This window comes from Paenibacillus sp. FSL R7-0297, assembly GCF_038009025.1.
GTDB lineage: Bacteria > Bacillota > Bacilli > Paenibacillales > Paenibacillaceae > Paenibacillus_AQ.
In genome coordinates this window covers 2,676,677-2,700,598 of record NZ_JBBPAQ010000001.1, presented here as the reverse complement: position 1 = coordinate 2,700,598, position 23,922 = coordinate 2,676,677, and the positions used below count along the sequence as shown (strand labels likewise).

The 23,922-nt window shown below is 54.1% G+C and carries 20 protein-coding genes, 1 pseudogene and 1 riboswitch; of the genes and pseudogenes, 5 read left to right on the top strand and 16 right to left on the bottom strand.

Annotated features, from left to right (window positions below):
* Nucleotides 1-50 precede the first annotated feature (50 nt).
* Together MKZ24_RS11880 and MKZ24_RS11875 are read right to left on the bottom strand one after the other, a co-directional pair.
* A complete protein-coding gene (locus MKZ24_RS11880; protein WP_042238871.1) occupies nucleotides 51-1,451 on the bottom strand; it encodes a LysM peptidoglycan-binding domain-containing protein in 1,401 nt (466 codons plus the stop codon).
* Between the two features lie 138 nt (nucleotides 1,452-1,589).
* The gene (locus MKZ24_RS11875) at nucleotides 1,590-3,011 is read right to left on the bottom strand and encodes a glycosyltransferase family 4 protein (protein ID WP_340783196.1); all 1,422 of its coding nucleotides are present in this window, start codon (nucleotides 3,009-3,011) and stop codon (nucleotides 1,590-1,592) included.
* A gap of 197 nt (nucleotides 3,012-3,208) precedes the next feature.
* Between MKZ24_RS11875 and MKZ24_RS11870 the strand changes: the two genes are divergently transcribed.
* Nucleotides 3,209-4,450 (top strand): GGDEF domain-containing protein, encoded by a 1,242-nt coding sequence (locus MKZ24_RS11870; RefSeq protein WP_340783194.1) that lies wholly within the window; start codon nucleotides 3,209-3,211, stop codon nucleotides 4,448-4,450.
* 187 nt (nucleotides 4,451-4,637) lie between these two features.
* On the opposite strand, the gene ypfJ is transcribed toward MKZ24_RS11870, so the two are convergent.
* The 13 genes and pseudogenes from ypfJ to hemA form a co-directional block, all read right to left on the bottom strand.
* A complete protein-coding gene (ypfJ, locus tag MKZ24_RS11865; protein ID WP_042238879.1) occupies nucleotides 4,638-5,495 on the bottom strand; it encodes a KPN_02809 family neutral zinc metallopeptidase in 858 nt (285 codons plus the stop codon).
* A gap of 172 nt (nucleotides 5,496-5,667) precedes the next feature.
* Nucleotides 5,668-6,222 carry a hypothetical protein gene (locus tag MKZ24_RS11860; protein ID WP_042238882.1) on the bottom strand — a complete coding sequence of 185 codons (555 nt, stop codon included), beginning with the start codon at nucleotides 6,220-6,222 and terminating at the stop codon, nucleotides 5,668-5,670.
* Nucleotides 6,223-6,417: 195 nt separating this feature from the next.
* A complete protein-coding gene (locus MKZ24_RS11855; protein WP_340783189.1) occupies nucleotides 6,418-6,855 on the bottom strand; it encodes a hypothetical protein in 438 nt (145 codons plus the stop codon).
* Between the two features lie 769 nt (nucleotides 6,856-7,624).
* A pseudogene (locus MKZ24_RS11850) lies at nucleotides 7,625-8,386 on the bottom strand (RluA family pseudouridine synthase); the annotation flags it as partial.
* Between the two features lie 86 nt (nucleotides 8,387-8,472).
* On the bottom strand, nucleotides 8,473-9,774 hold the full coding sequence (gene hemL, locus MKZ24_RS11845) for a glutamate-1-semialdehyde 2,1-aminomutase (RefSeq protein WP_042238888.1): 1,302 nt from the start codon (nucleotides 9,772-9,774) through the stop codon (nucleotides 8,473-8,475).
* A gap of 45 nt (nucleotides 9,775-9,819) precedes the next feature.
* Nucleotides 9,820-10,818, bottom strand: coding sequence for a porphobilinogen synthase (gene hemB / locus MKZ24_RS11840; RefSeq protein ID WP_340783186.1), 999 nt, complete (start codon nucleotides 10,816-10,818; stop codon nucleotides 9,820-9,822).
* 151 nt (nucleotides 10,819-10,969) lie between these two features.
* Nucleotides 10,970-12,517, bottom strand: a complete 1,548-nt coding sequence (cobA, locus tag MKZ24_RS11835) for a uroporphyrinogen-III C-methyltransferase (RefSeq protein ID WP_340790144.1) — start codon at nucleotides 12,515-12,517, stop codon at nucleotides 10,970-10,972.
* Nucleotides 12,518-12,546: 29 nt separating this feature from the next.
* Nucleotides 12,547-13,554, bottom strand: coding sequence for a hydroxymethylbilane synthase (gene hemC / locus MKZ24_RS11830; protein ID WP_042238893.1), 1,008 nt, complete (start codon nucleotides 13,552-13,554; stop codon nucleotides 12,547-12,549).
* Nucleotides 13,509-13,880, bottom strand: coding sequence for a hypothetical protein (locus MKZ24_RS11825; RefSeq protein WP_340783182.1), 372 nt, complete (start codon nucleotides 13,878-13,880; stop codon nucleotides 13,509-13,511). The genes hemC and MKZ24_RS11825 overlap by 46 nt, the downstream gene beginning before the upstream one ends.
* 578 nt (nucleotides 13,881-14,458) lie before the next feature.
* Nucleotides 14,459-15,106: a precorrin-2 dehydrogenase/sirohydrochlorin ferrochelatase family protein gene (locus tag MKZ24_RS11820; protein WP_042238897.1), complete on the bottom strand. Its 648-nt coding sequence runs from the start codon at nucleotides 15,104-15,106 to the stop codon at nucleotides 14,459-14,461.
* 346 nt (nucleotides 15,107-15,452) lie between these two features.
* Complete coding sequence (locus MKZ24_RS11815; protein WP_340783177.1) at nucleotides 15,453-15,602, bottom strand: hypothetical protein; 150 nt, start codon at nucleotides 15,600-15,602, stop codon at nucleotides 15,453-15,455.
* A 192-nt stretch (nucleotides 15,603-15,794) separates the two neighbouring features.
* Nucleotides 15,795-16,619: a cytochrome c biogenesis protein CcsA gene (gene ccsA, locus MKZ24_RS11810; RefSeq protein ID WP_340783174.1), complete on the bottom strand. Its 825-nt coding sequence runs from the start codon at nucleotides 16,617-16,619 to the stop codon at nucleotides 15,795-15,797.
* A gap of 5 nt (nucleotides 16,620-16,624) precedes the next feature.
* Nucleotides 16,625-18,016, bottom strand: coding sequence for a glutamyl-tRNA reductase (gene hemA, locus MKZ24_RS11805; protein WP_340783172.1), 1,392 nt, complete (start codon nucleotides 18,014-18,016; stop codon nucleotides 16,625-16,627).
* A 411-nt stretch (nucleotides 18,017-18,427) separates the two neighbouring features.
* A riboswitch (purine riboswitch) is annotated at nucleotides 18,428-18,530 on the top strand.
* A 131-nt stretch (nucleotides 18,531-18,661) separates the two neighbouring features.
* On the opposite strand from hemA, the gene MKZ24_RS11800 reads away from it, so the two are divergent.
* Genes MKZ24_RS11800 through hpt form a run of 3 tightly spaced genes read left to right on the top strand, consistent with a single transcriptional unit; the run spans nucleotide 18,662 to nucleotide 21,352 of the window.
* Entirely contained in the window at nucleotides 18,662-19,222 is a 561-nt protein-coding gene (locus MKZ24_RS11800) for a phosphoribosyltransferase (protein ID WP_340783169.1), read from the top strand.
* 57 nt (nucleotides 19,223-19,279) lie between these two features.
* Complete coding sequence (locus MKZ24_RS11795) at nucleotides 19,280-20,794, top strand: IMP dehydrogenase (protein ID WP_340783166.1); 1,515 nt, start codon at nucleotides 19,280-19,282, stop codon at nucleotides 20,792-20,794.
* Nucleotides 20,795-20,824: 30 nt separating this feature from the next.
* Complete coding sequence (hpt, locus tag MKZ24_RS11790) at nucleotides 20,825-21,352, top strand: hypoxanthine phosphoribosyltransferase (RefSeq protein ID WP_042238903.1); 528 nt, start codon at nucleotides 20,825-20,827, stop codon at nucleotides 21,350-21,352.
* A gap of 57 nt (nucleotides 21,353-21,409) precedes the next feature.
* Here hpt and MKZ24_RS11785 read toward each other — a convergent pair whose 3' ends face one another.
* Entirely contained in the window at nucleotides 21,410-22,444 is a 1,035-nt protein-coding gene (locus tag MKZ24_RS11785) for a LacI family DNA-binding transcriptional regulator (RefSeq protein WP_340783164.1), read from the bottom strand.
* Nucleotides 22,445-22,594: 150 nt separating this feature from the next.
* On the opposite strand from MKZ24_RS11785, the gene MKZ24_RS11780 reads away from it, so the two are divergent.
* Entirely contained in the window at nucleotides 22,595-23,920 is a 1,326-nt protein-coding gene (locus tag MKZ24_RS11780) for an FAD-dependent oxidoreductase (protein WP_340783161.1), read from the top strand.
* Nucleotides 23,921-23,922 lie beyond the last annotated feature (2 nt).

The window sequence follows — 23,922 nt, the reverse complement described above, 5'->3', positions numbered from 1 at the left end:
GCTTGTGGGACAGCCCCCCGCAACTTCCTGCTAGCATCCCCCGGTCCATCTTAGGGAATATACAAAACCTGGCCTTCTTCTACATTCTGTCCGGAGAGCCGGTTGTACATGGACAGCTCTCTGGTACTAAGCTGATATTTCTCGGCAATCGTATCCAGTGTTTCTTCCCGCTGAACGATACAGAGCCGAACTTTGCGGAACAGCTCTGTACCGCCAAGGCCGCCGATGAACCGGCTTTTCCATTCGGTATCATTCCCTGCCTCAGGAATAACCGCCGCTTTGGAGGCCACCTCCTCGGAATGGAGAATCTCCTGCTCTTTGCGCGCGCGGCTGGAGCTGAGCAGCGAAGAGAAGGTCAATGGCTCCTGTTCGGCAATTGCCGGATCTTTTTTGCTGCCCAGCGCAATCTTGAGATCCTGCTTCTCCTCCTGTGGAGGTAAGAATTCCTCGGACACGAAGCTCTCATTGTCTATAGCCTGAACCTCTTCAGGCACTTCTTCATTCTCGGCCAGCACCGCAGCATCGTCACTGGCTGCGGATGTGAATACCGGCTCTGCCTGATTGGCTGCATGAAGATTGGCAGTACCCCAATGATCAACGGTATTCAAGGCGGTTGTCCCTGCCGGGAGCCCTGCCTCCTCCGTACCTGCCTTGAACGAATCATTCACCGCAGCAGGCTCTTCTGTCTTCTCGCGGGTAGGAAGAAAGTGACTGGAGACCGGTTCAGCCGCAGATTTGCTGTGATTCTCCCCGGAATCCGCTATTCCGGATAGAGCGGTTGCGGGCGAGGAATCCAGGCTATGCGTCCTTACCTTGGCTTCCTTGTCCTTCAACTGGGCGGATACTGAGGCCGAAGGCTGAGTGTACAAAGAGCCTTCCAGGAATAGCGGATTACCTGCAGCTTCCACGGATTCCGCATATTCCTGATCCTCCACAGAAACCTCCGCTACACCTTCCCCGTAGGTCCAGAGCGAATTTTCATATAGCGCATCATTCTCCGGCCCGCGGTTACCCTCTTCCGCCTTGTGGTCTTCAGCCTCAGGGGAATAGGCTACTGTATACTCCTCCTGCTGCCAGGCCGGCTGGGTATCCGCGTTTCCGATTCCGCGCAGCGAGAGCACCCCTGTTATGTTGACGGTTCGCATCGTAAGCAGGTCAATATCGAAATTCTCGATCTCAACCCCTATGTCTTCAAGTGAGCTGACCCGGGTCAGCGGGACTGTAATTTCAACAGGAATCGCGTGCTCCAGACGCTGTGTACGATCATCTTCCCCCCGGTAGAGTCCGGTGAGCAGCAGTTGCCCGTGCAATTCCGCCCGGTCCTCCCGCTGGATTACCTGGATGTCGGGAATCAGCTCGACTTCCTCCAGTTCAGCTATTCCCGGAAGCTCTTCCGAAAGGTGAATGCGTTCATAAATATCAAACCGCAAGCCGTGTGACTGGTCAAACACGGGAAATGTCCTCCTTCTTGGCATAATCTATCCCTGAGACAAGCCCAGAGCATAAGCCCAAAATGTTACTCCACTCATGTATATGCTTCAATCAGGAAGGCATGACAAACTTTGCCGCCTACTTCGGCGGACAGGAGATTATTTCGGATCGGTGAGTACTGTAAGAGGGTCCGGAATGGAATAATCGTGCGGGAGCCTAGCCCGCATGCTCGCTGCCAGCGGAATGCCGGGATACATCGCATTCAGCACATCGGCTGGATGGAAGGCTCCGGGAACCGGTCCGGCCGCCGGCTCTGCTCCCAAGATTGAACGGACAGCCGGGCTTTGTACGCTCTCACGCATACTTATGGCTTTACGGTATACATTCAGCGTTCCGGCCGCCATGACATCCAGTGAACGGCTACGCTGCGCCCACTCCCTTGCCTGGAAGCCGGTACGTACTCTCAGCTCCTCATTATCCAGCAGCTGCTCCAGCAGCCGGGCCAGCAGGGTGGCATCACCGGGAGGAACGATCCAGCCGGTCTCCCCGTGGCGGACCATTTCCGGCATACCTGAAGTGCCGGCAACAATTGGGGCAATGCCGGCAAGCTGAGCCTCGGTGACCGAGAACGGCTGTGTATCCTGCAGCGAAGGCTGCACATAAATATCAGCCTCGCTTAAGGTTGTCGGAATATTATCCAGCTTACCGGCAAAGCGGATATGCTCCAGAATCCCAAGCTGGCGCGCCTGTTCCCTGAGTTCTTCCAGCAGGCTGCCTATGCCGGCCACTACACAGGTCCAGTCTGTACGGTGCTTCTGCAGCATTCCTAGAGCCTCGATCAGCACATGCACGCCTTTGATATATTCGAGGCGTCCGGCATACATGATTACTTTGGTTCCCCCTCCGATCTTAAGCGGTGAAGGCTTCGCCGCCCTGGCCGCATACTGCTCCAGATTCACTCCATACGGCAAAGTATGAATCCGTTCCCTGCTTACACCGAGCTCCTGGGTCAGCTGACCCATCCAATTCGAAGAGACCATAATCAAGTCGGCCGACCGGGCCGCGAGCGCCTCCATCCGCCGGAAATACCGCCAGATCGGCCGCTGCTCATATTCCTCGCGGGTAAGTCCAGGCACAAGCCCTTTGTATTCATAATAAGCCTCCCGGGACAGTGCCCCGTGCACACTGGAGACGAGCGGAACCGGACGGCGCATAATCCGCCGCAGCGCATAGGAGGCAATGGGGTCCTGGGCATGAATGACATCGTAATTCTCCAGCCCCAGAACCGCCGCTCCACCCTCAAATACATAACGCCCCAGCTCAAAGCTGAATATGCCATGCTCCAGATGCAGATGCGGGAATAAAGTAATATCGAGGTGCGGGAGCAGCAGGGTATAGAAGGCTTTTTTATCAAAAGAAGCATTCTGCCCCAGCAAGTACAAGGTGTTGTTCTCCACATGGCTTCCCATGAGTGTAACGGAGTGTCCCTGTTCGCTCAGCTTATCGGCAAGCTGTCTCATATACGTCCAGATCCCGCCCATATTGGTAAGGCCCCAGTAGGTAACCAGCAATATTCTCATAACTTCCTCTCCCCGACTAATAGATTCACTTCTGCACGAGAGCAGACGGCTCCACTTTAACAAAGTATTATATGAGCGCTGCCGGATATAGGACATGGGTGTATGGTTCAATCTATAATAATTTCAAAATAACTTTATAATCAAAAAACGTCTTTTCGGTTATAATCGGTATACATCCTGAAAGGAAAACTTCTGTCATGTCTAAAGCACGGGTATTTGACCTTTCCCTGTTTGCCGCTTCCGTTGCTATAGCTTTCATTCCCAAACATGCTATAGTTCTGGACGATACATATATCAAGGCGCTGGTGCTCTATACGATCTTCTCCAGCTTCTACTTTCAACTGCGCATCGTGACCCGGAGCGGGAATTCTACGATAGATTATGCTATAAGCTATACCTCTTCGTTCGGAATTTTTGCCGGACCGCTAGGCACCCTTCTGTTCGAAACCGTATACCGCTTCATTGTATTTTTCTATAAAAAGTTGACAAAAACCGCCGATCCGGGCGAATTTCTGGATACGTTCTACAACATTGGGTCCTTTACACTGGGCGGTTCGGCCGCGTATTATCTGTACACTGTGCTTCACCCTTTTGCGGAGAGATTTCCGCTCGGATACTGGCTCCTGTTTCTCCTGGTCGTCTGTGTCACCACATTGCTGTCCTCCACTTTCCTGATCATAACCTTCGCGCTCTCAGGAGACATCAAGACACGTAAGGAAGCCCGTCACCTGCTGTTCCGGAGCCGTAACCTGCTTGATTTCAGCAAGGTAGCTCTGACCAATGCACTGCTCCTGCGCCTGCTGCAAATGGAGAAATGGGAAATGCTGATTGCCCTCTTCCTGCTCAATTACATCGTCAGCCTCTCCTTCTATTCCAAATCGCAGAGCGCCCAGCACAAATATGAACGCGACAAGTTCGAGCAGATGGCTTACCGTGACTTCCTGACAGGAACTTATAACCGGGCTCACATGGATAAGATGATGAAGGAGCTGAACCAGAGCGGGGAATATATCGGAATTGTAGTGGCGGATATCGACCGTTTCAAAAAAATCAATGACTCCTTCAACCACGCCGTCGGTGACCGCGTCATTATTGATTTTGCCGATACACTGAAGCAATTTCTGCAGGAGGAAGACATCCTGTTCCGCAGCGGCGGGGAAGAATTCACTGTGTTTCTCAGGAACCGAACCTTTGAGGATTGCCAGTTACAGATTCAGGCAATCCTGGACAGCCTTCACGGACACTGCGTAACCGCAGAATTCGAGGAACAGATGATCCGCGTGCCATATTCCGCCTCGTTCGGACTATATTATTACAAGGCAGACCCCGGCCAGAAGACTTCTATGGAAAAAGGGTATGTCTACGCCGATCAGCTTCTGCTTGAATCCAAAAAACTCGGCCGGAACCGGCTCTCGTACCGCAATGACCTTCGTCCGTAGCCGGACTTTAGAACGGTGAAGATCAGGTACGGGAGCGCTGTGCATTGCAACAAAAGAACAAAAACGCAAAGCAGCGATCCTCCAATAATAAGAGAATCGCTGCTTTATTGACATTTAAAGCTTTTGAGAGGATAAAGGGCCTGTCTTCGCCAGTATAAACCAACATCGGGACGGATACCGCTTGCCTCTACAGCTCAGTGGCATTAAAGGTATCTCCGCCTTCAATAGTGCCGGAGTTGAACCCTTTGTAGAACCAGCGTTTGCGCTGCTCGGAGGTACCGTGAGTGAAGCTGTCGGGCACCACATAGCCTTGTGCCCGTTTCTGGATCGTGTCGTCACCCACCGCGCTCGCCGCGGTTAAGGCTTCCTCCAGATCCCCTTCCTCCAGCAGGTTCATTCCTTGGGCATGCTTCGCCCATACCCCGGCATAATAATCGGCCTGCAGCTCAAATCGGACCTGATATTTGTTAAATTCGGTCTCGCTCAGGCTCTGGCGCAGCGAATTTAGCTGCTCGGAAGCCCCCAGCAGTGTCTGCACATGATGACCCACCTCATGGGCAATTACATAAGCCATGGCGAAATCGCCCGGCGCATTGAATTGCTGCTGCAGCTCGTCGTAGAAGCTGAGATCGATATACAGCTTGGCGTCCCCGGGGCAATAGAACGGCCCGACTGCCGAACTGGCGGTTCCGCAGGCAGAGTCCACACTGCCGCTATAGAGTACCAGCGTAGGATCCTGGTACGTTTTTCCCTGCTCCTGGAAGACCTCAGACCAGACATCCTCGGTATCGGCCAATACTACGGAGACAAATTCCGACAACTCCTTCTCCTGTGCGGTCTGCTCGTAAGGAACATTAGAGCTGGTACTGGAGCCTGTGGAAGTCAGATTGCCCATAATGTCACCGATATTCCCGCCGCTCAGCAGCGTAACAATCACCACAATAATAATCCCGCTAATTCCGCCGCCAATCAGCTTGCCGCCTCCGCCTCTGCTTCCTCTGCGGTCTTCTACATTCGAGCTGCCTCTTCTGCCCTGCCATTTCATGGCCCAACCCCCAGTTATGAATTCCGGTTTACAGGATGTATTTCATCTTAATACTGTTATACCCATAAACGCAGGGGTCCCACTCGCCGGGGTATAAATTGCTTGAAAAAAAAGACCCCTCCGCAGCCGCAGCCGTGAAGAAGTCTTCTAATCGGATTATTAAAAAGGCAGCCTATTTCGCAGCTTTAGCAGCTTCCAAAATGGCTTTCAGGTAACCTTGGGTATCCACCAGAGTAGCACCGCTTACAGCATCAACTACTTGCTCAGCGGTCTTGTGTGTAAGAGTCATTTCAAGAGACTTGATAGTTTTGCCTGTAGCGAATTTCTCAACGGCAGCCAGGTTCTTGTCATAAGAAACTGTGGAGCCTGCGGCTTCAGCCATATGCTCGCTGTAGTATTTAGTGTTAGCTTTCTTGGAAGCCAGAACCACGTTAGGGTCTTTGTAGCCGTTCAGACCAAATTCTTTATCCGAGTTAGGAACGCCAGTTGCTACATCTGTACCCAGGAATTGATAATCATCCAGCGAAGCTGCAACGATTACGCCGTTCTGTACTACAGCAACAGCTACTGTGAAGCATTTGGTACCATGGGCAGCCGCTTCCACCCGGCCTACCTTAAGTGGTGCGCTCGCTGCAGATGTTACACTGTTCAGGGCGCCGCTGTTGCCTACCCCTACAAGTGCCAAAGAGATGCCAGCTACGAGCATTAGTTTTGTTACTTTTTTCACAAATATTCCCCCAGTTAATGTTATGAGATACGCTTACATACTATATTTATCAATATATTGGATACACGTCTATTACAAATGTTACTAGTTAACTGCAAATAATTGGGATATGTATTTTTAACAGGGAAATGAAGGGATAAATGGAGGTGAAACGCAATAAAAGACAAATTCCCCTCCATCAAATCAGCAACAATGTCAGCTGCAATTCTCTTTCACAGTCACTTTATTATTTGTTATCGTAACTTTGGAATATCCGGATAAAGATTCGGTGTAGGAGCATACCCCTATGGTCTGAAGGACATCCGGCGCTCTGGGATCTGTATATTTCAGATAAATGCCCCCTTCACCGCTTAAGCTAAGCCGGGGTCTAATTTTGATTGTTTTTCCGCTGCTGAGCGTTTTCCCGAGTTCATCTGTGGAAGCGCCGGCAGCTGCGCCCGTAACCACACCAGTCTCAAGGATGCTCAGATCAAAATCGGACTCATTGTTTACTGTCACCCTGAAGCTCTGGAACTGGGCAGCCATACTCAAAATGCCGTATTTGCTGTTCACCTGTGCGGCCAGTATAAATACGGCGGCAATAACCGCTGTACCCAGTGCTGTTGCCAGGACTACTCTGCGATTGCTTCTCATAAACTCATCTCCTTTACAGTAAGACGAACTGCATCGCGGAAATGTATCAGCCGCCCTGCGCTCCGCAAGAATATTTACAGCCGGATAGGCCTGGGTAACAGAACAGCAAGAGCTTGAAAAGAAATAGCAGCGTTGGCCTTATTCAGCCAATCTCTGTCGCTTCTATCAAACTGTTCTGCAGAAAGCAAAAAAAGCAGCGCCCCTCCTATGAGAGAATCGCTGCTTTGCTTAATTTACATAGCTTAGCGGATGGAGATTAGCTGCTATATGAAATTCCATTTCAAATGGAAACTCGGAAACCTTCTATAACCGGCAGTTTAATTGCACGAAATACAACTAAAAGGGTAACCAGTTGCTAATTAGACGATTTAGTTGTACAAAGTACAATTAAGCCATACTGCGTACCTTAGGCATTATACTAGTTCAGCGGCTCCCCGCCTAATTGCACGCGAAGCTTCCGCATATCCTCCGGCCACGGATCAGATACTTCGACCCTGCTCCGGGTCCAGGGGTGAGCAAAAATAAGCTTCTCGCCATGCAGCGCCTGCCGGTCTGCACCTTCCGGCTTCGCCTTAGCCTTAAGCTTAACCTCCGGCCTGCCCGGACCAGCCAGCTTACCTGGCTCCAACAGTCCCGGTGTAATGCCCGCCTTCTCCTGCTCTTCGAACCAGGCTGTAATGGCCGACTTCACCTTACCCGGCTCTGTACGCAGCGGCAGCTTATCGTTCTTGCTGCCACCCGCACGGACACTGGCCGTATGCCAGCCGGGTCCGCCGTAGAGGTCATCCCCGTACAGCGGATGGCCCGCATGACTGAGGTGGACACGGATCTGGTGCGTGCGCCCCGTCTCCAGTTGCACCTTCAGCACAGTTCCGCCAGGCAGCGCTTCCCGCCCTATGATTCGCGTGACCGCCGCCTGTCCTCCCGGCGAGACCCGCCGGCGCGCCGCATGATGGCGGTCACGGCCGATCGGGGCATCAATCACGGTAAGCTCAGGCGGCACACTGCCTTCCACAATCGCCGCGTAAAGGCGGGATACGGTTTTGTCGCGCATATCCTCGTCCAGTACAAGCTGGGCGTATTCGTTCTTCGCATAGAGCACAGGTCCTGTTGTATCCTTATCCAGCCGGTGAATATGGCGGACGGCTACCCCTCCACCGGAAGCGGCATAATGTGCTGCGACGATATGATCCAGCGTTACGCCTGCTCCGCTGCCATCCGGATGAACCGCCATGCCCGCCGGTTTATGGACCACGAGGCAGAAGTCATCTTCGTACAGTACTACAAGCTCCTGCCATACCGGCTCAATACCCGCTTCCCGGTAAGGGAACAGGGATAGCATCAGCCGGTCGCCCTTCCACTGGATGCCGCCTTCGCGGCGCAGCCGCGCATGCAGCTTCTCCGGCATCCCGGCCGTGCCGAGCAGCCAGGCGTCAATGGCTGCCTGCCTGTCGGCCGCAGCCGTAATCACCCGGCCGGGCATGACTTGAAGCCACTCTCCGCGCCGGATCCATTTGCCGCCGCCGGTGATGTTCCTGATGACCGCGCCAGTATTCCCTGTATCTGCAGCCGCTCCACCAGGGATATTTGTGCCGGACAACTCCTCCGGCCCGCCTGTCATAGCGACTTCAGGGCATTATAATGGCCCTCAATCGTATCATCAATATCCTGCTCGCTGTGCACAGCGGATACGAACATGCCTTCAAACTGGGATGGCGGAACGCTGATGCCCTGATCAAGCATTTTGCCGAAATAACGTTTGAACAGATCCAGGTTGCTGGTCTTGGCCGTCTCGAAGTTGACCACCGGTCCTTCAGTGAAGAACGGGCAGACCATAGAGCCCACACGGTTAATGGTGAGGGGGATGCCAGTTTCCTGCGCGTTACGCTTAAGGCCGGCTTCCAGACGTGCACCCAGCACCTCCAGACGGGTATACACTTCAGGTGTCAGCAGCTTCAGCGTGCTGTAACCCGCCGCCATGGCCAGCGGATTCCCGCTGAGTGTGCCTGCCTGGTAGATCGGACCAGAGGGGGCGATTTGCTCCATAATCTCTCTTTTACCGCCATAAGCACCCACCGGGAGACCGCCGCCGATAACCTTGCCGAAGCAGGTCAGATCAGGGTCCAGCCCGAAGAGCCCTTGCGCACAGCCGCGGTCCACCCGGAAACCGGTCATCACTTCATCAAAAATCAGCAGCGCGCCGTACCCCGTCGTCACCTTGCGCAGACCCTCCAGAAAGCCCGGAAGCGGAGGCACTACACCCATATTCCCGGCAATCGGCTCAACAATCACAGCGGCAATCTCATTGCCGTAACGTTCGAACGCGATTTTGACCCCTTCCAGATCATTGTATGGCACCGTAATGGTGTTAATGGCTACGCCCTCCGGCACACCGGGGCTATCCGGCAGACCCAAAGTAGCTACCCCGGAACCGGCTTTGATCAGCAGGCTGTCGGCGTGGCCGTGGTAGGAGCCCTCGAACTTGAGGATTTTGCTGCGTCCTGTATATCCGCGGGCCAGCCTGATGGCGCTCATCGTAGCTTCCGTTCCCGAGTTCACCATGCGCACAATGTCCACCGATGCTACACGTTCCACCACGGTTTTGGCCATTTCCGTCTCCAGCAGTGTGGGTGCGCCGAAGCTTGTCCCTTTAACCGCAGTCTCCTGCAGCGCCTTCACCACTTCCGGATGGGCATGGCCCATAATCAGCGGTCCCCACGAGCAGACGTAGTCGATGAAGCTGTTGCCGTCGATATCGTAGATGCGTGAGCCTTCGCCTCTGTCTACATAAACCGGGGTCAATCCTACGGATTTGAATGCCCGGACCGGGCTGTTCACTCCTCCCGGGATATACTGTTTTGCTTCTTCAAAAGCTATGCGGGAAGCCTCTTCCCTGCGTGTAAGCGGCACATTGCCCATACTTCTTCACTCCTGCTCTGCTGAATTTATACAGCTGAATATAGTCTAGCCGCGCAGCCAGCGCGCTGCATCCTTGGCGAAATACGTAATAATAATATCTGCTCCGGCGCGCTTCATGCCGGTCAGCATTTCCAGGACAACTGCCTGCTCATCGATCCAGCCCTGCTGTGCGGCCGCTTTTACCATTGAATATTCACCACTCACGTTGTACGCCACCAGCGGCAGATCGAACTGGTCGCGGATCGTCCGGATGACATCCAGATAAGCCAGCGCCGGCTTAACCATCAGCATATCAGCGCCTTCCAGCACATCTGAATCGGCCTCACGGATCGCTTCACGCAGATTGGCCGGGTCCATCTGGTATGTCTTGCGGTTACCGAACTGCGGCGCAGAATCCGCTGCTTCCCGGAAGGGGCCGTAGAAGGCGGATGCGTATTTTACCGAATAGGACATAATCGGCACATGCTCAAATCCATTCTCGTCAAGGCCGCTGCGGATCGCCTGCACGAACCCGTCCATCATATTGGAAGGCGCGATAATATCCGCACCGGCCCGGGCCTGGGATACCGCCGTGCGGGTCAGCAGCTCCAGCGAAGCATCGTTGATCACATCGCCATGTACTACGCCGTCAACTGTATGGGTATGTACCATACCGCAGTGGCCGTGGTCGGTGAATTCACACAGACAGGTGTCGGCGACAACCAGCAGCTCGGGGTACCACTGCTTAATCAGCCGGGTAGCCTCCTGCACAATGCCATCCTCAGCGAAACCGGAGGAGCCGATGGCGTCCTTCGTTTCGGGAATGCCGAACAGCAATACGGCCGGAATTCCCAGGGAGACAATCTCATCCACTTCCGACTTCAGAGTATCCAGCGAGAAGTGGTACACGCCGGGCATGGAGCCAATCTCATTCTTCACACCCGTACCGTAGGTCACAAATATCGGCTGGATAAAGTCCAGCACGTTCAGGACGGTCTCCCGCACCATTCCGCGGATTCCGGCTGTACCGCGCAAGCGGCGGTGTCTAGTCATTGGAAAGCTCATTGCTGTTTCCTCCTGTACAGTAAGTATTTAAACACATCTATCTGTCTCAAGCATTATTCGAATATGAAGTCACAAAATGCAGCGTTAAAATGATGCGCTCAATTGCAGTGCTCAGATTGCATTAACGGAATAGCGGAAACCAGGCTGCAGGTTATCTGAGCCTCGTTGTTTCATTCCAGCGGCAGAGCTCCTGCACCAGCCCTTCGATCGTTGCTTCATCCGGGAGCAATCCCGGAGTCAACCCGGCCTCCACAGCAGTCTGTTCGGTTACCGGACCTATGCAGGCGATTTTGACCCCCGCCAGCAGCGTCAGCGGATCTCCCAGGCCCATCCGTTTCAGGATAGAGATGAAGTTGCGCACCGTGGAAGAGCTGGTGAAGGTGACCGCATGAATCCGTTTCTCTTCGAGCAGCTTCACCAGTTCCATATCATCTTCACCAGTAACCACAGTCTCATACGTATCCACTTCAGTCACTTCCAGCTCCAGCTCCCTCAGCTTGCCGGGCAGCCACTCGCGCGCCAGATCGCCGCGCGGCAGCAGCACCTTCTGCCCCGGCTGCAGCTGATCGCCGAAGGCTTCAATCAGCCCTTCTGCCTGGAACCGTCCAGGCAGCTCTTCGGCGAGCAGCCCGCGCGCGGCAAGCGCCTCAGCCGTAGCCGGTCCCACCGCGCAGATCCGCGCGCGGTGCAGACCGCGCAGATCCGTCTTCAGCTGCGTCAGATGCCGCATGAAGTAGTCCACGCCGTTCGGACTGGTGAAGAACACCCAGTCGTACTCTGGAAGCCGGCCAAGCGCTGAAGCAATCTCTGCCTGCTTGTCCGCATCACGCTGCATAACCGTCTCAATGACAGGGAACTCATACGGTTCGCCGCCAAGCTCCTCGATCCGGTCTACCAGTTCGCTGGCCTGGCTGCGGGCCCGCGTCACAACAATCCGCTTGCCGAACAGCGGCATCGCTTCAACCCACATGAGATGCTCCCGCTGGAGCACTACATCGCCGACAACGATAACGGCCGGCGGCTGGAAATCGGCCGCCTTGACCTTCGCTTCAATGTCGGCAAGCGTGCCGGTCAGTGTCTCCTGATCGGCACGTGTCCCCCAGCGCACCAGCGCCACCGGCGTTTCCGGCGGACGCCCGTGCTTCATCAGCTGGGCGCTGATATATCCGATTTTGGCGACGCCCATCAGGAACACCAGGGTTCCTGTGGCGTTCGTCACCTTATCCCAATGAATGGAATGATCCAGCTTATCCGGGCTCTCATGTCCGGTAATGATCGACAGGGAAGACGCAGCCTCCCGGTGGGTTACCGGAATACCGGCGTACGCCGGGACGCTGATAGCCGAGGTAATACCCGGCACAATCTCGTAGTAGACGCCATGCCGGCGCAGCAGCTCCGCTTCTTCACCTACCCGGCCAAAAATCACCGGGTCCCCGCCCTTCAGACGCACTACCGTTTTGCCCTCCAGAGCGAGATCAACCAGCAGCTGATTAATGTCCTCCTGCTTCATCGTATGGCGGTCCGGCAGCTTGCCTACGTATATTTTCTCCCCGCCCGGCTTCATCCACTTCAACAGCCTTGGACTCGCCAGCCGGTCATAGACCACCACATCTGCCTTCTGGATACACTCCAGACCTTTGACCGTAATCAGCTTGGCATCCCCCGGACCTGCACCTACAAGATAAACCTTCCCCGCCATCTCCGTCATCCCCTTATCCCCTTATCCCCTTATCCCTGAACATCCTGTCCCTTTACATCCGCCAAAATCTTCTCTGCGCCCCTGGCAATCAGCTTGCGTGCAACCTCCGCACCGAGCTGCACCGGATCCTTCCCGGTACAGGTTTCTTTAAGGATTACCGACCCGTCCGGTGTTCCCACCATTCCGGTTAAAGTGATTAACAGGCCGCGGTCTTCAGAAGTCCCGCCGGAATGAATAGTCCCGATTGTTCCCGTTGTCCCGGCCTTCTCCGTCTCCAGCACAGCGTAGGCGCCGATCGGCACCTGACAGCCGCCGTTCAGGGCGCCGAGGAATGTGCGCTCCGCCGTCACCGTAAGAGCGGTGCGCTCATCATTGTAGAGCGCGAGCAGCTTGCGCAGCTCCTCATCGTCCTCACGGCATTCGATGCCGAGAGCTCCCTGGCCCACAGCGGGCAGACAGATTTCCGGCGGCAGATACGCCGTTGCCCTGTCCTGCCAGCCCATCCGCGACAAGCCAGCCGCTGCCAGCAGAATCGCGTCGTATTCGCCGCTCTCCAGCTTCTTCAGCCGCGAGTCAATATTGCCGCGTACCGGCTCAATAACCAGATCCGGCCGGAGCGCCGCCAGCTGGCTGGAGCGCCGCAGGCTGCTTGTGCCTACTCGTGCGCCCTGCGGCAGATCCTCAAGGCCGGCTCCGCTGCTTGAGATCAGGCAGTCACGTGGATCGACACGCTTCGGCACTGCACCGTTAATCAAGCCTTCCGGCAATTCGGAAGGCATATCCTTCATACTATGTACTGCCATATCGATTTCTTTGACCAGCATGGCCTGCTCAATTTCCTTCACAAAAAGACCCTTACCGCCCACCTTGGACAGGGTGACATCAAGAATCCGGTCGCCTTTGGTAACAATCTTATGCACCTCAAAAGTAAAATCAAAGCCATGCTCCCCGCTAAGCCGCTCCAGATCGGCAATTACATGCCCTGTCTGCGTCAGCGCCAGCGCACTCTGTCTGCTGCCCACAATAATCTTCCGCATGAACCATTCCCCCTGTTCAAGTTACCTGCACCTGCACCTGCCCGCCCTGTTTCCTGCACCATACCTCTCATTCGCTCATCCACGCCAATTTTGCCGAAATCAAGGGCACTTTTGCCCTTCATTTGCTCATCTGAGCCAATTTTTCTGGAATCAAGGGCACTTTTGCCCTTCATTTGCTCATCTGAGCCAATTTTGCTGAAATCAAGGGCACTTTTGCCCTTCATTTGCTCATCTGAGCCACTATTGCTGGAATCAAGGGCACTTTTGCCCTTCATTTGCTCATCTGAGCCACTATTGCTGGAATCAAGGGCACTTTTGCCCTTCATTTGCTCATTCGCGCCAATTTTGCTGAAATCAAGGGGATTTATACCACTAATTTGCTCATTTCGGCGGATTTGACCGACTCAAAGGGATATATACCTTTAATTCACTGCACAACAGTAGGCTTTTGCCATTCCAGTCACATTCCAGCGAATCCGTCCTGTTCAACGTTATAAACACATTCAATTAGTCCACTTATTCGTCCATAAGTTTTATCATTCGGCCGTTCGTCCATTCAATCGTCGATTCGATATGTGGGCTGTCAGCATCGACATTTCGTTAGGGAACACTTCAGTAGCACGATTCAATCGACAACTTGAGTCAATTTCTGCCGCTGCTTATGTCTTTGCAGACTTAGTTTGAAGCAGTCTTAATGATTGCCGAATTCGTTTTAAAGCAGCCAGAGCAGATGCAAACTAATCCGAAATCGCAGCAGTTATACTTGTTGCCTGCTCCATCTGCTGGTTTGATCTACGCCGTTTACTACTCCATCCGCTCGTTCCATCTACGCCTCCCGATGAACTGCTCCACCCACTCACTCCATCTACACTTCCCAATGGCCGACTCCACCTGATCATTCCGCCTACTTCTCCCGGTTACACTCAATCCAGGCTTCGACCTCTCCAGCTGTCCATGGTATAAAGGTGCCCTGCCGCATCTCATCCAACACATCAAGCTTCCCCAGCCTCCGCAGCAGCCGGGCGCGAATCTCAGCTACAGGCTCCAGCCGCTTGATTTCGGTGCGCAGCTCGTGCAGGAAATCCAGATAAGGCTCGTATTCCTCGCCCAGCAGTCCAGCGATCTGCGCCGTGATCTGCGCAGTAGCGGACGGTCCCGCCCCGGAGGTCGAGACCGCAACCGTCAACCGCCCCCGCCGAAGGATACCGGGCGTGATGAAGCTGCCCGCCTCGGCGTGGCTGGCCACATTGACCGGCAAGCCCAGCACCCGGGCCTCCCCGGCCACCGCTTCATTCACCGCCCTGTCGCTGCTGGCGGCATAGACCAAGACAGCTCCCGAGAGATCTCCGGGAGCATAGGGGCGGCTGACCCATTGCAGCCGCCCCTCCGCAGCCGCTGCGGACAACGTCCCGCTAAGCGCAGGACTGACAATCACGAGCTCCGCTCCTGCCTCCAGCAGCGGAGCCGCTTTACGTTCAGCCACAGCTCCGCCGCCGATCATTACCACCATTCTGCCCTGAACATCCAGCATAATGGGCAAATATCTGCTCATCCCGCCTCACTCCAGCATCTGAATATCAACTATACTCCACACCACAATAATCCAGCTTGCTCAACTAAGAAATCCGTCCCAGGTTGCCACTAATGCAGGACAGCAGTCCGGCGCGCATTAGATTAACTTACTCATTAACCGCCCATTATCACTTCAGCACAGTTGCTCGCTTCGTTATCCACCATAACACTTTAGTTCAATCACTGGCTCCATAGCCACTATAGTACTCCATGCAATCGCCTGCGCTCCTTAGCTGCCACAACATGCCCGCATAACTTCCCGTTTCTTGCCTGTACATTCCAGCATAACCTCTTGCTTCTCATCCACCTGTGCTCTCGAGCACAATTCAGCCGCCTCTACACTTCAGCACACCAACGCCTCTGCACGTCAGCACACCAGCCGCCTCTACACTCCAGCATACCAGCCGCCTCCAGCACTCCAGCACACCAGCCGCCTCCAGCACTCCAGCACACCAGCCGCCTCTACACTTCAGCACACCAACCGCCTCTGCACGTCAGTACACCAGCCGCCTCTGCACGTCAGTACACCAGCCGCCTCTACACTCCAGCACACCAGCCGCCTCTACACTCCAGCACACCAGCCGCCTCTACACTTCAGCACACCAGCCGTCTCCGCACTTCAGCACACCGGGCGCCTCCGCACTCCAGCACCCGGCTCGCCAACTTTACTACCCGCCCCAGCCATGGAACTCAGACCATGAATTCAGCAGGAAATTAAGAATAATAAAACCATAGCCGGTGATGGCCCAGCGTGCCATCGCAGTGCCGCTTCTGCGGCCGGAAACCTTCAGTACTATATAGAGTATGTAGACTCCGAGGCCGGTAAGCGTAGTCAGCACTTTCAGATCCTGAAACAGCGGCGTCCGCCCTTCTGCAATAATCGATAAGCCAGCCAGAATAAGCGAGGCCAGCAGCAGCGGCACACCGGCAAGGATAGCGGTATACGAATATTTGTCCATTGTCTCCAGACTTGGGAACCTGCGGACACGGTCATCCCACTTCTTATTCTTAAGCTTGGTATGCAGAAACAAATACATTATCGCAAATACGGTCCCCAGTGTCAGTGCGGCAAAGCTCAAATTGGCCAAAATCACATGCATCGCCAGCCAGCCGTGCACCGCACTCCAGCTCTGCAAGGCATGATCCTCTGCGGTCAGCCATACCCGGTTCAGCAGAAACACGCTGAACCCTGCCATGCTGAGCAGCAGAATCGTAAACTCGCCGCCCCGCGTGTACGCAACGGCAAGCGAGATCACCACCATACTGAAGGAGAACCAGAACAGAAAGTCATACGGTGTGAAGATCGGCAGACCGCCCTCCTGGGAGAAGCGGATCGCCAGCCCCGTGAGCTGCAGCAGGCCCACAACAGCAAGAAGCCCTGTGCCCAGCCGCTTTCCGCCCGGATTGCGCCGAAGGCAATCCGAGAAAACAAACAGCAGGCTCAGGGCATATAGCAGCAGAGCGGCATCATATATTCCGTTCAGCAGTTGCATGTCGCTCACCCGCCCAGCAGGCCGGCCGGAGCAAACACGTTCCCCGGCACCGCGAACTTTCCGCCGGAGGATACTTCAGCAGGCGCCTCCTCAACCGGTACAGCACTGCGGTCATCCGGACTCGGGTCCAGCTGCTCCTGCAGTGCAAAAATCTGGGTGAAGTACTCCAGAGCTTCATTCCCCTGCTTCCCGCCGGACAACTCCTTAATGACATTAATCGGATCATGCATCATCTGGTTCACAATACTTTTGGTCAAGCGGCGGATAACCTTGCGCTGATGCTCATCCAGTTCAGGCAGCTTGTTGAACAGGCTGTCCATCGTTTCTTCATATATCCCGTTCGACTTGTCCTGCAGCGCACGGATCACCGGTCTGACACCGAGCGTCTTCAGCCACAGCTGGAATTCATCCATTGCCTCACTAATCATCACTTCAATCTTGGCCGCTTCACTGCGGCGCATTTCCAGATTACTCTCCACAATGCCTTCCAGATCATCTATATCATAGAGGAAGACATCTGGCACACTTGCCGCAGCCGGATCAATATCGCGGGGCACGGCAATGTCGATCATGAACAGCGGCCGGGACGGGCGGCGCTTCATCCCCTCAGCTACTTGGGCAGCCGTCAGCACATAACCGTCCGCTCCCGTGGAGCTGATGACTATATCCACTTCATCCAGACGCTTCAGTGCCTCTTCAATCGTGGTTGGCTTGCCGAGGAACTTCTCGGCCAGCTCTACGGCCCGTGACAACGTACGGTTGGCGACAATCACTTCCGCCGCGCCGCTGCTGTACAGATGCTTGACCGTCAGCTCGCTCATTTTGCCGGCGCCGAGAATAAGCACTCTTTTGCCGGTAAACATGCCAAAAATCCGCTTGCCAAGCTCCACCGCCGCGTAGCTGACCGAAACCGCGCTTTCACCGATAGAAGTCTCGCTATGCGCACGTTTGCCGAGCGTCACCGCCTGTTTGAACAGCCGGTTGAACCACGTTCCGGTTACGCCCTCCGCCTGGGCAGTCAAAAAAGCACTGCGTACCTGTCCCAGGATCTGCGTCTCGCCGATCACCATGGAATCCAGGCCGCAGGTTACACGCAGCAGGTGGGCAATCGCCTGCTCGTCTTCATATATATACATATGCTGTGCAAATACATCACTTTTTACACCGAACCACTGCTCCATGTAGCTGCGGATGAAATATCCGCACATATGAAGGCGGTCCACGACCACATAAATTTCCGTCCGGTTACAGGTGGCGACTACGACCCCTTCCAGAACGCTCTTCGTCTGCATCAGCTGATGAAGCGCAGCAGGCAGATCCTTCTCGGCAAAAGCGAACTGTTCTCTCACCTCTACGGGAGCCGTACGGTAATTCAGGCCAACGACGACAATATGCATCGCTTGTTCACCATCCTAATCTCTATTCATTGGTGTAGGCACTGTTACTGCTTATTAGCATGTATTAGTATCAATTTCACAAGATCTCAAATCGCTGTGTTAAGTATATCACATCAAAATACGGCTTTTTGCAAAACCTTTGAACTATTTATGAATTACAGATAATAATTATTATAAATAAAAATCCGCCAAAGCACCATGCTTTAGAATGGGTTATTTAGAGTTTTTTTATGAATCCGCTGGTTATCTGTATAACTCAAATACTTTAATGTCACCGTATATAACATAGAAACAAAATATTGACACACATTATTGCGAATGATAGCATATAACAAATCACATGCGTAATATTATATAACACGAACATTGAAAAAAATCATTCAGAAACCATCCGAGTCACTAATATGTAAGATTCACTAATTAAACCTCTCTTGTATAAGCTCGTTAATTTGGAATGAGCGTATCTACAGGCAACCGTAAATTGCCCCAGGCTACAAGAGGCCAGATAAGACACTGGAGCAACCAGTGAAGGGAACACGGCTAAGCCGGTCTTCTCCTCCTGACGTACCTGTCTTGTCCTGCGCCTCTTGGTCCTGGGGTTTTTGGCATTTATATTTGGCATTTATAATAGAAGGAGTGAGGGCAATGAGTGCATCCTACGCACGGTTAAGTGAATCGATCAGTCAAGCCAAGAATGTGAGGATCTACAAGAATAAAGATACCGCCTATGACTTTAAGCTGTACCCTTTCGGAGAACGAGGAACCTACATTGCCCCTGAGCTGATCAGTGAGATTACCGATAGTCTGGCAGAGGCCGTTACGGAACAATTCCCGGATTTCGATTACATCGTATCGCCTGAACCGGGCGGGCATACCTGGGGCATGCTTGCGGCCTACAAGCTGATGAAGCCGATGAACATTCTGCGCCTCAGTACAGAGCTGTATGAGAATTACGAGGTCAGCATCAAACGCGAGACGGCGTATAACGAGAATTATATTTATTTTGACGGCTTCTCTTCCGGTGACCGGGTGCTGCTGCTGGATGATGTGATTAGTTCAGGCGCTACCATCTGCTGCATCGCTGAGCAAATGTCCGTTATGGGCGTTGAGCTTGTAGGTGTGCAGGCGATTCTGGCTAAAGGTGAACACTACAAGCAGCTGGAAACGGACATTGGAGTGCCGGTAAGGTTTCTATCCCAGGTATGAAGTCTATAGAACTGCAATCGCAGAATTGATGAAATTATAACAGGGGAGTGACAAGCCATGGCTTATTATTATGAGCAGCCTTCAAGAACCTTCAGTGAGTTCCTGCTGGTGCCCAGCCTGACCACCAAAGAATGCATCCCGGGGAATGTCGATCTCCGGACGCCAGTAACCAAATTCCGCAAGGGTGAGACTCCGGCGCTGACGATGAATCTGCCTGTTACCTCTGCGGTAATGCAGGCGGTATCCGACCATAACATGGCGATTGCCCTGGCCAAAAGCGGCGGCATCTCCTTCATCTATGGCTCGCAGTCTATCGAGCAGCAGGTTGAGATGGTCCGCCGGGTCAAAAAGTTCAAAGCCGGCTTCGTCCTCAGCGACTCCAATCTGAAGCCGGAGGATACACTGCAGGATGTACTGGCGCTGAAAGCGCGCAGCGGCCACTCCACCATTGCCATTACGGACAACGGGGAACCGACAGGCAAGCTGATGGGCATTGTCACAAGCCGCGATTACCGCGAGAACCGTCTGCCGCCGGAGTGCCTAATTACTGAATTTATGACGCCGTTATCTTCACTAATCTATGCCGAAGAAGGCATCACCTTAACTGAAGCCAACGATATGATCTGGGATCATAAGCTGAACTGCCTGCCGATTGTTAATGCCAGCGGTCATCTCGTTCACCTTGTGTTCCGCAAGGATTATGACAGCCATCAGGAGTACCCGCTGGAGCTGCATGATGACAACAAACAGCTCATTGTCGGCGCAGGTATCAACTCCCGGGATTACAAAGAGCGCGTACCGGCGCTGGTGGAAGCCGGCGCAGATGTCCTGTGCATTGATTCCTCTGACGGTTATTCCGAATGGCAGGCCGAAACCATCCATTATATTAAGGATACTTTCGGGGAGAAAGTGAAGGTCGGGGCGGGCAATGTCGTCGATAAGGAAGGTTTCCTGTACCTCGTGGAAGCCGGGGCGGATTTCGTCAAAGTCGGCATCGGCGGTGGTTCCATCTGTATTACCCGGGAGCAAAAAGGGATCGGACGCGGCCAGGCCTCCTCCGTCATTGAAGTCGCAGCCGCCCGCCAGGAATATTACGAGCAGACCGGCATCTATGTCCCGATCTGTTCCGATGGCGGGATTGTCCATGATTACCATATTGTGCTGGCGCTGGCGATGGGAGCTGACTTCGTGATGCTGGGCCGCTATTTTGCCAGATTCGATGAAAGCCCCGGACGCAAGCTGCTGGTCGGCGGGAACTTCGTCAAGGAATATTGGGGTGAGGGGTCGAGCCGCGCCCGCAACTGGCAGCGTTATGACTTCGGCAATGCTGACAAAGAGAGCAAGCTGGAGTTCGAGGAAGGCGTGGATTCCTTCATTCCTTACGCCGGACGGCTCAAGGATAATCTGGATCTCAGTATCAGCAAAATCAAATCAACCATGTGCAACTGCGGCTCGCTGACCATCCCGGCACTGCAGAAGCATGCGAAGATAACACTGGTTTCCTCCACAACCATCTTTGAAGGAGGCGCACATGATGTTATGCTGAAGGAAAAGGACAGATCATCCTCCTGATCACATCCTAATCCATAAGGAGCGTCAACCATGACACAAATTACCAAAGTTCTGGTCAGCAAGAACCAGCTGCAGCAAAGAGTTCAAGAACTGGGCGCTGAAATATCGCGCGACTATGAAGGCAAAGAGCTTGTACTTATCGGCATTCTCAAGGGCGGCGCTGTATTCATGTCCGACCTGATGCGCGAAATCACTTTCCCGGTCGGCATCGACTATATGTCAGTGTCCAGCTACGGTGCAAGCTCCACCTCCTCCGGTGTCATCACGATCAAGAAGGATATCGACATGGATATCCGCGGCAAGCATGTCCTGCTCGTCGAGGATCTGATCGACACCGGCCTGACTCTGCAGCATCTGAGGCAGCTGTTCGCCCTGCGCGAAGCTGCAAGCGTCCGTATCTGTACTATTCTAAGCAAACCTTCCCGCCGCCTGGTCGAAGTTCCGGTCGAATACTGCGGCATTGACATTCCCGATGAATTCGTTGTCGGCTATGGTCTGGATTACGCCGAGCAGTTCCGCAATCTTCCTGAGGTATGGATTGTGGAGACGGGCGATTAGACTAGGATTAAGAAACCGTCAATTCTCCTATAGCTGGAGAATTGACGGTTTCTTTGTTCAGCAGAGAGATGGTTCCGCAACTGTCTCCCCTGTCAGAAACGGTCCCAGCAGCCGGATTTGCTCATAAGGTGCCAGCGGATTGGCAATCCGCCGCAGCATCAGCTCTGCCGCCCGCTCCCCTGCCTCCTGGACCAGCAGCGCCGGGCGCGACAAGCCGGGACAAGCCTCCAGTTCCCCATGCTCCATCGCAACAATTGATATCTGCTCCGGAATATTAAGTCCCCATTCCTGCACCTTCCGCAGAATGGGCCAGGCTTGTCCATGATTCGCCGAGAGAATAGCCGTAGGGCTTCCTGTCTGAAGAATGGCCGATAAGTCAGCAAGCCATTGAGGATCAGCGGGGTTCACATGATACATCTGTTCAGCAGCGGAAATTCCCCGGCTTGCGCAGGCGGCCCTGAAGCTCTGATAGCGCAAGCGGAATCCCCTCTGTCCGTCCGGCTCACCCACGTACAGAATTCGGCGATGACCGCTGCGGCAGAGCGCATTTACCGCAAGAATGATCGCATGCTGGACATCCCAGATTACACTGTCCACCTCGGCCCCTTCGGGCGGGAAATTGATCATTACCTTCGGAAGACCAAGCTGCAGCAGAATGGTCTCCGCCCAGACGGGCAGCAGCGGCGATAGAAACAGTCCGTCGCAGTATAGAATGCCGCTCTCCTCCAGCCAGTCCGCCAGCTTGTCCGGCTGGTGTCCCTCAAACGGCAGCAATACGGATTGTACCTGATGGCCCAGCTCATCCATGCGCTGATGCAGACCATGGAACTGCAGATTCAGAAGAGAGTGGTCTGCAGGCATCAGCATGACGAACCGGCGGGGCTTGCCCGCCGCATAGGCAATGGATTCAGCGGCAAGCCCCGCTTCCTGCGCTTTGGTCGCATAATTCATTGCCCGGGCAGTAGCGAATACCAGCCTGCGGGTCGGTTCCGACATGCCCGGCAGCCCGCGCAGCGCTTTGGATACTGTGTACACGCTCAGCCCCAGGCGGTCCGCCAGATCCCGCAGCGTGACCGTTTTTCTCTTTGACACACGACTTCCCCCTTTTACTTGGCCATTCCATTCTTCCATAGCTCTCCTGCAATGCAACCCCACAATCCCCTAAGTACAACTAAAATCAAGCTATAATCCCTTGTTCCATATATCTATTATAAAGGTAAGCTCTATATAGAAAGGATGAATATGGTGAAAAAAGAACAGATAAATCTGCAGGTGGCCGCAGAGATATATGAGGAGGCCGATGTCATAGTGATCGGGGGCGGTCCGGCCGGGACAGCGGCGGCGATCTCCGCCGCCCGCTGCGGACAGAAGGTAATACTGCTGGAGCAATCAGGGCAGCTTGGAGGGATGGGAACACTGGCTAATGTCAGCATCTATATGAGTGTCGGCAACGTGACCGGCATCTACCGTGAAATGCTTGAAGAGACAACTCCCGAAGCCGTTCCCGGCTCCCACCTGATATCGCTGCACTCCCGGAAGGACCAGTATTCCCCCTTTGCAGTGCGCCATTATCTGAACGGAAAACTGCACCGGGAGAAGGTTAAGGTCTTCTACCACACCGTCTATGTCCAGCCCGTCATGGAGGGGCAGCGGGTACGCGGAGTACTAGCCCGGACCCGCGAAGGGCTGAAGGCCTTCATGGGCGGGATTGTGCTGGACTGCTCAGGGGACGCCGCTGTGGCCAGGGATGCCGGAGTGCCTATGCGCTACGGCCGGGAAAAGGACGGATTAACACAGCCTATGACCCTTATGTTCACCATGCAGAATACCGGCAAGCCAGTTGTCCCTTATCTTCCTGAGGACTGTGAGATATATGAGTCCGTAGACGATCTGCCGCAGGGACGCCACCTGTACTGGGAAAAAAATGATGACGGCAGGCTTCTGGTCAATATGACCCGCGTTAAGGGCAACGGTGCCCGTATTGAAGACGTCAACTTCGCGGAGCGCGAGGCTCTGCGCCAGGTTTTCTCAACGGCCCATTATTTACAGCGCAACGGCTTTGAGAATTACATTATTGCCCATATTCCCGGCCAGACCGGTGTGAGGGAAACCGGGCAAATCGTTGGCCTGTACACCTTGACCGAACAGGATTTGCTTGAAGCCCGCAGGTTCGGGGATGTCGTGGCGCAGACCAATTATGAAATCGATATTCACAGCCCTGACGGGCAAAGAACGACGGAGGAGCGCCAGCTGGGAAGCTACGATATTCCGTACCGCTGTATGGTACCTGCCGGTGTACAGGGGCTATTGGTAGCGGGACGAAGCATTTCGGCAACTCATGTAGCCATGTCCTCCATGCGCGTGCAGGCCACCTGCTATGCGCTGGGTCAGGCGGCCGGAGTTGCAGCAGCTGTCGCCAAGGAAGAGGGCACCGTCCATATGGCGGATATTTCAATACTGCGGCTGCATCAGCTGCTGGCTGAGCATGGCGTACAGTTTCATGGAACTGTGCTGTCTGCCGGGAACAACGGCCAGCGGGTGGCCCCTGAATGTTCCGGGAAATTATAAGC